Genomic DNA, 9399 nt, shown 5'->3' with positions numbered 1-9399 from the left:
CGGCCGCCCCGAGCGACACCCCGCCCACCAGCACGGGACCGGCGGCGGCGGCGCGCTCGAGTGCATCGACGTAGCTGCCGACCACGCGGGCCGGGTCCGGGTCGACCGCGACGGTGCGTATTCCGGCAGCGGCGAGCGGACCGCCGAACGCCCGCTCCACGAAGCGGGCGTCGGAGCCCGTCCCGGGCAGGACGACGGCGACGAAAGTGCTGGCCCCGGCGTGTTCGGGGGACGTGTTCGCGGAGCGCATGGTCCGATCCTGCCGGACCCGTCCGAGCAGGTGGGAACCCGAGTGGTTGCCCTGTGCGTATAGGTCTACAGTGGCCCTCAGGAAAGCCCCATGCGCGGCCCGCGATCCGTGCCGCGCCCTTCTCAGGAGCACGCTATGGCACCCGCCGCAGCCGGTTACTTCCGCCGACTCACCCGTCGGCTCACGGAAGATCTCGAGCAACTCGACGCCGAGGAGATCGCCGAAACCGCCCAGGCGACGGGTGCCCGCCGCGCCTGCGACTGTGCGCGCGGCGAAGAGGTGACCATGTTCGGTCGTCTCCGCAGTGTCGAGGCGTGCCCGAAGGCCGCCAGCGCCGCCGTCGAGGCGGAACTGTTCGACGGCACCGAGGCCGTCAAGCTCGTATGGATCGGACGTCGCCGCATTCCGGGCATCGAGCCGGGCAAGACCCTGCTGGTGCGCGGGCGCGTCGGCGAGCGTGACGGCTCGAAGGTCATCTACAACCCGTATTACGAACTGCGCGAGCGGGCCTGACCCGAGCGCCGGTGCCCCAGCGCCCGGCGCCGCCCCGCGCCCGCGTGGGGCTGTGGCACCCTCGTAGGAGTGAGCGACAAGCAGCAGACGGTCCTGGAACAACTCGGTGGACTCAGCGGGTTGGTCTACTCGACCGTGCCCGTGCTGGTGTTCGTTCCGGTCAACAGCATCTGGGGCCTGACCGCCGCGATCTGGGCGGCCCTCGCCGTGGCCACCGTCATCCTCGTGTGGCGGCTCGTCCAGCGCACCCCCGTCCAGCCCGCGGTCTCGGGGCTCCTCGGTGTGGGCGTGTGTGCGTTCATCGCCTACCGCACCGGCGACGCCAAGGGCTACTTCCTCTTCGGCATCTACACCAGCCTGCTCTATGCCGCCGGTTTCGTCCTGTCCATTCTGGTGCGGCGGCCCCTGGTCGGCGTCATCTGGGGCATGCTCAACGGGCAGGGATCGTCCTGGCGGCGGCATCGCGTCGCTGTGCGCGCCTACGACATCGCGACCGCGGCGTGGGCGCTGGTGTTCGCGGCCCGCTACTTCGTGCAACACGAGCTGTACGACGCCGACCGGACCGGCTGGCTCGCCGTGGCCCGGATCGGTATGGGATGGCCGCTGACCGCGGTGGCGTTGCTCGTGACCTTGTGGGCGGTCCGCCGCGCCGATCGGCTGGTCGAGCCGGCGCCCGAGGCTGTCGACGAGCCCGTCGAGACCGGCCCGGGCCGGGCCGCCGAAGCCGGCCCCGACCAGGACGCGCGGTGACCTGCTAGAGGCCGATGGCCGCCCGCAGTTCCTGCTCCACCTCGGCCGCGGCGACGAACAGCAGCTCGTCGCCGCCTTCGAGCGGATCGTCGGGCTGCGGGACGATGACCCGGCCGCCGCGCAGGATCGTCACCAGGGCCGCGTCCCGGGGCAGTTGCAGCTTGCGCACCGGCTTGCCGGCCAGCACGGTGGTGTCCGGCAGCGTGATCTCGACCAGGTTCGCGCCCTTGCGCAGCGTCATCAGCCGCACCAGGTCGCCGACCGAGACGGCCTCCTCGACCAGCGACGCCAGCATGCGCGGCGTGGACACGGCGACGTCGACGCCCCAGGACTCGTCGAACAGCCACTCGTTGCGCGGATCGTTGACGCGGGCGACGACGCGGGCGACGCCGAACTCGGTGGTGGCGAGCAGGCTCAGCACCAGGTTGGCCTTGTCGTCGCCGGTGGCGGCGATCACCACGTCGTACTGCTCGAGCTGTGCGGCCTCGAGCAGGCTCAGCTCGCACGCGTCGGCGTGCACCCACTTGGCGTCGGGCACGGATTCGGGCTCGACGTGCTCGAGCTTGCGTTCGAGCAGCATCACTTCGTGGTTGTTGCGGATCAGTTCGCGCGCGATGGAGCGCCCGACGGCTCCCGCTCCCGCGATGGCCACCTTCATCGGCGTTCCTCTCGGTGATTCCGGGTCGTGTGTTGCGGCTGCGCCTGCGGGCGCGGCACGGTCAGTCGTCGGCCGCGGGGGGCTGTTCGGCGAGGGCGATCGCCTCGGCGACGGTGCCCGAGACAGCCGCGATGTAGACCTGGTCGTCCGCCTGCAGCACGGTCTTGCGGTCGGGTAGGACCCCGGTGCCGAATCGGATGATGAACGCGACCCTCGAGTGGGTCGCGGCCTCGAACTCGGTGACGTTGCGGCCGATCCAGTCCTCGTGCACCGACACCTCCGCGACGGCGACGGTGCCGGTCGGATCCCGCCACTTGGCGGTCTGGCTCTCATGGGTGAGGTTGTGCAGGAACCTGTCGGTCGTCCACGGCACCGTCGCGACGGTCGGGATCCCGAGTCGCTCGTACACCGCGGCGCGCTTGGCATCGTAGATGCGGGCGACGACGCGCTCGACGCCGAAGGTCTCCCGGGCCACACGGGCGGAGATGATGTTCGAGTTGTCCCCGGAGGAGACGGCGGCGAACGCGTCGGCCCGCTCGATGCCGGACCGCACCAGCACGTCCCGGTCGAAGCCCATGCCCACGATCGTGTGCCCGGGAAAGTCCGGACCCAGCCGCAGGAACGCGCTCGGGTCGCGGTCGATGACGGCCACCTCGTTGCCCAGCCGGACGAGCGCCGCGGCCAGGGAGGAACCCACCCGGCCACAGCCCATGACCACCACGTACACCGTTCGCTCCGTTCCGCTTCTTTCCGTGTCGCCGCGCGTCCCGATCGCGACGCGCAGAACCGAACCGTACCGCCCGCGCAGGACCGGCGTGCGGTGCCGGCCGAACGGGCTCCCCGCAGAGGTGCATTTCGGACACGGCCACGGGTGCCCGGCGGGTGGCCGGTGGGACGGCTTAGGCTTTGCGAGTGTCCAAGCTCTCGACCGCCACGAAGCGGTTGTTGTTGGGTAGGCCGTTCCGCAGCGACACGCTCGGTCACACGTTGCTACCCAAGCGAATCGCCCTGCCGGTGTTCGCATCCGACGCGTTGTCGTCGGTGGCGTACGCCCCGGAGGAGATCTTCCTCGTCCTGTCCGTCGCGGGTCTGTCGGCGTACGTGTTCACGCCGTGGATCGGCGTCGCGGTGGCGCTCGTCCTCGCCGTCGTCGTCGCCAGCTACCGGCAGAACGTGCACGCGTACCCCTCCGGCGGCGGCGACTACGAGGTTGCCACCGTGAACCTCGGTCCGACCGCGGGATTGACCGTCGGCAGCGCCCTGATGGTCGACTACGTGCTCACCGTCGCGGTGTCGATCTCCTCGGCCGCGGCGAACATCGGATCGGCGGTGCCGTTCGTGGCGCAGCACAAGGTGCTGTTCGCGATCTCCGCGATCGTCGTGCTGACCGCGGTCAACCTGCGTGGCCTGCGGGAAGCCGGCACCGCGTTCGCCGTCCCGACCTACGCCTTCATGATCGGCATGATCGTCATGCTCGGGTGGGGTCTGGTGCGCGTCTTCGTGTTCGGGGACGACGTCAAGGCCGAGTCGGCCGGGTTCGAGTTGGTCGCCGAGCAGTCAGATCTGGCCGGGATCGCGTTCGTGTTCCTGCTGGCCCGTGCGTTCTCGTCCGGGTGTGCCGCGCTGACCGGCGTCGAGGCGATCAGCAACGGGGTGCCCGCGTTCCGCAAGCCGAAGTCCCGCAACGCCGCCACGACCCTGCTCATGCTCGGCGGGATCGCGATCGTCCTGCTCCTCGGCATGATTCTGCTCGCGAACAAGCTGGGGGTGGTCATCGCCGAACATCCCGAGACCCAGTTGCGCGGTGCCCCGGAGGGCTACCAGCAGAAGACGCTCGTGGCGCAACTCGCGCACGCGGTCTTCGACGACTTCCCGCTCGGGTTCCTGCTGATCACCATCGTGACCGCGTTGATCCTGGTGCTGGCCGCCAACACGGCGTTCAACGGCTTCCCGGTGCTGGCCTCGGTGCTGGCGCAGGACCGCTACCTGCCCCGGCAGCTGCACACCCGGGGCGACCGGCTGGCGTTCAGCAACGGCATCCTGTTCCTGTCGGGCGTGGCGATCGTCTTCGTGTGGGCCTTCGATGCCGAGGTCACCAAGCTGATCCAGCTCTACATCGTCGGGGTGTTCGTCTCGTTCACCCTCAGTCAGACCGGCATGATCCGGCACTGGACGCGGCATCTGGCGTCCGAGACCGACCCCGAACAGCGGGCCCGCATGCGACGGTCGCGGATCGTCAACACGATCGGCCTGATCATGACCGCATCCGTCCTGGTGATCGTGCTGGTGACGAAGTTCGCGGCGGGCGCGTGGATCGCGATCGTGGCGATGGTCGCGATCTTCGGTGTGATGAAGGCCATCCACCGTCACTACGACAGCGTGGCCGAGGAACTGGAGAACACCGAATGGGACGGTGTGCTGCCCAGCCGCACCCATTCGATCGTGCTGGTGTCCAAGCTGCACATGCCGACCCTGCGGGCGCTGGCGTACGCGCGGGCCACCCGGCCGGACACGCTCGAGGCGGTCACCGTCAACGTCGACGAGGCCGACACGCGGATGCTGGTGCGCGAATGGGAACGCAGCGACATCACCGTCCCTCTCAAGGTCGTCGAGTCGCCGTACCGGGAGATCACCCGCCCCGTCCTCGAATACGTCCGGCGGGTGCGACGGGACTCGCCGCGCGACGTGGTGACCGTGTTCATCCCGGAGTACGTGGTGGGTCACTGGTGGGAGCAGATCCTGCACAACCAGAGCGCGCTGCGGCTGAAGAGCCGGCTGCTGTTCCAGCCCGGTGTCATGGTCACCAGCGTCCCGTGGCAGCTGAGCTCGTCGGCCCATGCCCGCGGCGAACGATTGGACTCCGCGCCGGGATCGGTGCGGCGGGGATTCGAGGAGGAGGAGCGGTGAGCATCGACTGGTCCGGCCGTCGGCTCGAGGTGACGCTGGGCAACCCGGCGCACGGGGGCTTCTGCGTCGCCCGGCACGAGGGGCGGGTCGTGTTCGTCCGGCACGGTCTGCCCGGGGAGCGCGTCGTCGCGCTGGTCACGGAGGACCGTGGCGGCTCGTTCTGTCGCGCCGACGCCGTCCACATCCTCGAAGCGTCGCCGGACCGGGTGGAGCGGGTGTGTCCCATCGCCGGTCCCGGCGGATCGGGGTGCTGCGACCTGTCCCACGCGACGGTGCCGGCCCAGCGGGCATTCGGGGCTGCGGTGGTCGCGGAGCAGTTGCGCCGTCTCGGCGGCATCGACCGCGAGGTGGTCGTCGAGGAGGTGCCGGGCGGGGCGGCGAACGGCACTCGCTGGCGCACCCGGGTGCGGCTGGCCGTCGACGCCGCCGGGCGAGCGGGGTATCGGCGCTACCGGAGCCACGAACTGGAGACCGAACTGGCGTGTCCGCAGATCGAGGCGCGCGCCTACGAGGGGCTGGCCGAGCGGGTGTGGCAGCCCGGTTCCGAGGTCCAGGTGGTCCTCGATGCGGACGGGACGCGGCACGTGGTCGAGATCGCACCGCCGCCGGTCTCCCGCACGGGACGTCGCAGTCCGGGCCGGCGGGGAGCGTCCGCCCGCCGCGCGGCGGCCGGTGCGCCCCGCGCCGAGAAGGTGATCGAGGGCTCGGGGCGGGCGGTGGAGCGGGTCGGCGGCCGGGACTGGCACCTGGCCGCGACCGGCTTCTGGCAGGCACACCGCGGCGCGGCGCAGACCTATTCGGACACCGTGGGGGAGTGGGCCGCGGCGTCGCCGGGGGCGACGGCGTGGGACCTCTACGGCGGTGTCGGGGTGTTCGCGGCCGTCCTGGCCGATCAGGTCGGCCACGGTGGCCGGGTCGAGTCGGTGGAACTGTCGCGCCGGGCGGTGCAGGACGGCGCGGAAGCGCTCTCGGATCTCGGGCAGGTGCGGTTCCATGCGGGCCGGGTGGAACGGCTGCTGCCGGATCTCCCCGCCCCGCAGGTCGTGGTGCTCGATCCGCCTCGGGCCGGCGCCGGGCGCGAGGTGGTGGCGGCCGTCGCGGCGGCCGGGCCGGAGCGCGTCGTGCACGTCGGATGCGATCCGGCGTCGTTCGGCCGGGATGTCGGCCTGTACCGGGAGCACGGGTTCGAGCTGGCCGAGCTGCGCGTCTACGCGGCGTTCCCGTCGACGCATCACGTGGAGTGCCTGGCGTTGTTCACCCGCTGAGCGGGCCGATCACGGATTCAGGGCGTCTCGCGCGTCCTCCGCGGTTGCTTGCGGCATGCAACTAAATGTATAGTTGCGTGTCGCAAGCAAATAATTTCGATTCGGAGGTGTTCCGTGGCTGTCCAGCCCGACACCGCGCACGCGCTCGTCGACGCGATCTTCCTGTTCGGTCGCACGCTGCGCACGACCCTGGCCAACTCGACGGGTGACCCGTTGCCCAACGCGCTGACCGGCGTCCTGTTCGTCCTGTGGCGAATGGGGGAGTGCCGCCCCACCGAACTCGCCGCGGAGCTGTGCATGAGTCAGTCCGCGTTGAGCCGGCAGCTGGGGGAGCTCGTCGAACGGGGGATGGTGGACCGCCACCGTGACCCGGACGACAGGCGTGCCCACCGCGTCAGCGTGTCCGAGACCGGGCAGAAAGCCCTGCGCGAGATCCGCGACCGGCGCGCCTCCCGATTGCACGAGCTGCTCGGCGGCTGGGACCAGGCGCAAGCCGAATCCGCCCTCGACGCGCTCGCGCACCTGAACCACACCCTTTCCGTACACGAACCCCCCGGAAGGAACTGCCTGTGAGTGCCGCAGCTGTCAGTCCCCCCTCCTCGGCGAGCGGACCCGGCGCCGCCGAGACCACCATGACGCACCGCGAGATCCTCGAGGCTCTCGCCGGCCTGCTCGCCGCCCTCTTCACGGCGCTGCTCAGCAGCACCATCGTGGCGGTTGCGCTCCCCACGATCATCGCGGACCTGAACGGCACCCAGACCCAGTTCGCGTGGATCATCACCACCGCGCTGCTCGCCAACGCCGCCTCGACGCCGATCTGGGGCAAGCTCGCCGACCTGTTCAACAAGAAGCTGCTGGTGCAGACGGCGATCGTCGTCTTCGTGGCCGGCTCGATCCTCGCCGGCTTCGCCACCAACGTGCCCGTCCTGCTCGCCGCCCGCGTGATCCAGGGCATCGGCATGGGCGGTCTCACCGCGCTCGTCGTCGCGGTCATCGGCAGCATCATCCCGCCCCGCGAACGCGGCCGGTACTCCGGCTACATGGGCGCGGTGATGGCCGTGTCGATGTCGGGCGGACCGATCCTCGGCGGCATCATCGTCGACAGCCCGCTCGGCTGGCGCTGGTGCTTCTTCATCTCGATCCCGATCGCCGTCGCGGCCATGCTGTTGCTGCAGCGCACCCTGCACCTCGTGACCGAACGCAAGCAGAACGTGAGCATCGACTGGCTGGGCGCCACCCTGCTGACCGCCGGTGTCAGCGTCCTGCTGATCTGGGTGTCGTTCGCCGGCAAGGCCGGCTACTACGAGTGGCTGTCGTGGGAGACCCTCGCGTACGTCGGCGCCGGCGTCGGACTGCTCGCCGCCACCGTCGTGGTCGAGTCCAAGGTCGCCGACCCGATCATCCCGCTGAAGATCGTCACCGAACGCACCACTGCGCTCGCGATCATCGCGTCCGTCGCCGTCGGCGTCGGAATGTTCGGTGCCACCGCGTTCCTCGGCCAGTACTTCCAGACGGCCCGCGGCTACAGCCCGACGGCCGCCGGCCTGCTCACCATCCCGATGGTGCTCGGCTCGCTCGTGGCCTCGGTGGTCTCCGGCCAGCTGATCACCCGCTTCGGCCGGTGGAAGCCGTTCCTGGTGCTCGGCGCCGTACTGCAGGTGATCGGTTTCGGGCTGCTCGGGTTCCTCGACCACGCCACCCCGATGTGGCTGATCGGGGTCTACATCGCGATCGTCGGCCTCGGCACCGGCATGCTCATGCAGAACCTGGTGCTCGCCGTGCAGAACACCGTCAGCGTCCGCAACATCGGAGCCGCGAGCAGCTCGGTCGCGTTCTTCCGTACCTTCGGCGGCGCGATCGGAGTGTCCGTGCTCGGATCGATCCTCGCCACACGCGTGACGACGCTGTCCGCGGACGGCTTCGCCGCCCTCGGCATCGACACCGGCTCGGCCGGCGGCGGAGGCAACCTCGACCTCGCGGCCCTGCCCGAACCGGTCGCGGAGATCATCCGCCACGCCTACGGCGACGCCACCGGCCTGCTGTTCCTCGTCGCCGCGATCATCGCGCTGGTCACCGTCGCGGCGGTCGCGTTCATCCCGAACCGCCCGCTGCGCAAGACCATCGACATCGTCACCGAGGAGAAGGTGCCCGCGCCGGCGGAGCACTGATCAGGACCGGCGGTTGTACAACCACATCGTCGCCGGCCCGAACAGCACGATCAGCGCCGCGCACCACGCGAACACGATCGCGAGGTGCGCGGCGTCCGGCGTGCCCGCCGTCAGATCCCGGATGGCGGTGACGAGCCGGCTGATGGGATTGACCGTCACGAAGCCCTGCAGCCAGCTCGGCATCGTCGCGGGGTCGACGAACACGTTCGACGCGAAGGTGAGCGGGAACAGGATGGTCATGGACACACCCATCACCGCCTGCTCGGTGCGCAGCAGCATCGCCAGCATCGTCCAGACCCACGAGAGACTGAACGCGAACAGCAGCACGAGCGCCACCGACCCGATCGTGCCGATCGGGCCGCCCGTGGGCCGGAACCCGAGCATCATCCCGAGGGCCAGCACGATCACCGACGCCAGCGTGTAGCGGGCGAGATCACCGAACAACGCGCCGACGAGGGGAGCGGGCCGCCACACCGGCATCGAGCGGAACCGGTCGAACACGCCCTTCTCGATGTCGCGGTTGAGCGTCATGCCCGTGTACATCGTGATGGTGCACACCGTCTGCACCAGGATGCCGGGGATCAGGAACTGCACGTACGCGGTGGTCGAACCGGCCAGCGCCCCGCCGAACAGGTACGTGAACAGCAGCGTGAACATCAGCGGGAAGACGGTCACGTCGAACAACTGCTCGGGAACGTGCTTGATCCGCAGCAGTGCCCGCCACCCGAACGACAGCGACGCGGCGAACGCGGACGCCGGCGTCGGACGCGGCCCGGGGACATGGAGGACGTCCACGACGGCGGCGGGGGTGCCCGCCCGTCGGTCGGCGGTCGAGGTCACGACGCGATCTCCTCGTCTTCGTCGGGAATTTCCGTGGGATGGCCGGTG

The 9399-nt window shown here is 70.2% G+C and carries 9 protein-coding genes and 1 pseudogene; 6 read left to right on the top strand and 4 right to left on the bottom strand.

Annotation, left to right across the window (positions count from 1 at the left end; genetic code table 11):
* Positions 1-250 (bottom strand): annotated as a pseudogene (locus tag CQZ88_RS14230) (alpha/beta hydrolase); the annotation flags it as partial.
* Between the two features lie 135 nt (positions 251-385).
* On the opposite strand from CQZ88_RS14230, the gene CQZ88_RS14225 reads away from it, so the two are divergent.
* Both CQZ88_RS14225 and CQZ88_RS14220 read left to right on the top strand, forming a co-directional pair.
* Positions 386-763, top strand: coding sequence for an OB-fold nucleic acid binding domain-containing protein (locus CQZ88_RS14225; protein ID WP_006938133.1), 378 nt, complete (start codon positions 386-388; stop codon positions 761-763).
* Positions 764-832: 69 nt separating this feature from the next.
* Entirely contained in the window at positions 833-1513 is a 681-nt protein-coding gene (locus CQZ88_RS14220; protein ID WP_006938132.1) for a DUF3159 domain-containing protein, read from the top strand.
* Between the two features lie 4 nt (positions 1514-1517).
* Here CQZ88_RS14220 and CQZ88_RS14215 read toward each other — a convergent pair whose 3' ends face one another.
* Both CQZ88_RS14215 and CQZ88_RS14210 read right to left on the bottom strand, forming a co-directional pair.
* A complete protein-coding gene (locus CQZ88_RS14215) occupies positions 1518-2171 on the bottom strand; it encodes a TrkA family potassium uptake protein (RefSeq protein ID WP_006938125.1) in 654 nt (217 codons plus the stop codon).
* A gap of 61 nt (positions 2172-2232) precedes the next feature.
* Positions 2233-2898 carry a TrkA family potassium uptake protein gene (locus CQZ88_RS14210; RefSeq protein ID WP_006938124.1) on the bottom strand — a complete coding sequence of 222 codons (666 nt, stop codon included), beginning with the start codon at positions 2896-2898 and terminating at the stop codon, positions 2233-2235.
* Between the two features lie 185 nt (positions 2899-3083).
* Here CQZ88_RS14210 and CQZ88_RS14205 point away from each other — a divergent pair, with 185 nt between their 5' ends.
* The 4 genes from CQZ88_RS14205 to CQZ88_RS14190 all read left to right on the top strand — a co-directional run bounded on the left by CQZ88_RS14205 (position 3084) and on the right by CQZ88_RS14190 (position 8511).
* Positions 3084-5078, top strand: coding sequence for an APC family permease (locus CQZ88_RS14205; RefSeq protein WP_006938123.1), 1995 nt, complete (start codon positions 3084-3086; stop codon positions 5076-5078).
* Entirely contained in the window at positions 5075-6343 is a 1269-nt protein-coding gene (locus CQZ88_RS14200; RefSeq protein ID WP_029543422.1) for a class I SAM-dependent RNA methyltransferase, read from the top strand. Before CQZ88_RS14205 ends, CQZ88_RS14200 begins: the two co-directional genes overlap by 4 nt.
* A gap of 114 nt (positions 6344-6457) precedes the next feature.
* Complete coding sequence (locus CQZ88_RS14195; RefSeq protein ID WP_006938121.1) at positions 6458-6916, top strand: MarR family winged helix-turn-helix transcriptional regulator; 459 nt, start codon at positions 6458-6460, stop codon at positions 6914-6916.
* A gap of 59 nt (positions 6917-6975) precedes the next feature.
* Complete coding sequence (locus tag CQZ88_RS14190; RefSeq protein ID WP_029543427.1) at positions 6976-8511, top strand: MDR family MFS transporter; 1536 nt, start codon at positions 6976-6978, stop codon at positions 8509-8511.
* Here CQZ88_RS14190 and CQZ88_RS14185 read toward each other — a convergent pair whose 3' ends face one another.
* Complete coding sequence (locus CQZ88_RS14185) at positions 8512-9351, bottom strand: ABC transporter permease (protein WP_006938118.1); 840 nt, start codon at positions 9349-9351, stop codon at positions 8512-8514.
* Between the last annotated feature and the right edge of the window lie 48 nt (positions 9352-9399).

The organism is Rhodococcus sp. ENV425 (genome assembly GCF_002887785.1).
GTDB classification, from domain to species: Bacteria; Actinomycetota; Actinomycetes; order Mycobacteriales; family Mycobacteriaceae; genus Rhodococcus; species Rhodococcus aetherivorans.
Note: the sequence above shows the minus strand (reverse complement) of the source record. Positions and strands in the feature narration are given on the sequence as shown.